This is a genomic window from Dictyobacter arantiisoli, from assembly GCF_008326305.1.
Lineage (GTDB): Bacteria > Chloroflexota > Ktedonobacteria > Ktedonobacterales > Ktedonobacteraceae > Dictyobacter > Dictyobacter arantiisoli.
The window spans coordinates 1-1,028 of sequence record NZ_BIXY01000255.1 but is presented as its reverse complement, the minus strand read 5'-3'; the positions used below and the strand labels follow the sequence as shown (position 1 = coordinate 1,028).

At 52.0% G+C, this 1,028-nt stretch carries 1 protein-coding gene and 1 pseudogene; both read left to right on the top strand.

Features of this window, described 5'->3' with window-relative positions; genetic code table 11:
• On the top strand, positions 1-823 hold an 823-nt coding region (locus F1593_RS28825), incomplete at its 5' end, for a Mu transposase domain-containing protein (RefSeq protein WP_443092400.1).
• Between the two features lie 18 nt (positions 824-841).
• Positions 842-1,028, top strand: a pseudogene (locus tag F1593_RS28105) (hypothetical protein); the annotation flags it as partial.

The window sequence follows — 1,028 nt, the reverse complement described above, 5'->3', positions numbered from 1 at the left end:
GGGCAACGAGAAAGGGGGTGTGGAAGCCGCCGTGGGATACACACGACGAAATTTTCTGGTCCCTCTTCCAACGGCGACGAGTTTTGCGGATTTGAACAAGCAAGTGTTAGAGCGCTGTGAAGCTGAGGATAGCCGTACCGTTTCGCGTGAAAATCAGACCATCGGACAAGCTTGGGAGCAAGAACGTTCGCTGTTGCTGGCTCTTCCTCCTTCTGACTATGACTGCTGCGACATGGTCAATGCTCGGCTCACTCCCTACTCTCAAGCTCACTACGAGACGAACCGATATTCGGTGCCTGTGAAGCACGCGCGGCGCACCGTCACCATCAAAGCCTACCCATTTACCATTGAGATCTATGATGGAACGCACCAATTGGCAAGCCATCCCAGGTGTTATGGGCGTGAACAAGATATCTTCGATCCCCTGCACTATCTCGTGTTGCTGGAACAAAAACCAGGAGCTTTTGAGTATGCCAAGCCCATCAAACGATGGCGGCAGGAGTGGCCCTCATCCTACCAGCAGATGTTAGAGCAACTGCGAGAAACCTGGCCTGATGGCAGAGGTGTCCAAGAATTTGTTCGCATCTTGATGCTCCATGAACACTTTTCTGCTTCTCAGATGGAACAGGCGATTGATCGGGCTCTGACGTACGGATGTGTGCATCTTGATGGCGTTCTCTACTGCCTCCATGAAATGGCCAATGAAGGCGAACCAGGAGACAGGCGCCCACTCGATCTTTCCGATCGACCGGATTTAGCGGCGGTTGGGCAACAACCCGTTGACCTTTCCCGATATGAACAGTTGTTGAAGTTACCTTGGTAGGCACAGGGAGCATCAAGTATGACGACGATCACTGGAACAACGCAGGACCATCAGGCACTTCTTGAAGCGTATCTTCGCGCACTCAATCTTCCCTCATTTCTTCAATTGTATCAATCCTACGCACAAGATGCGGCACGTAATGGTCTCTCACCGGAACGCTTTTTGCTCGCACTATGTGAAGCCGAAGTCGCTGAACGAGAAGCCA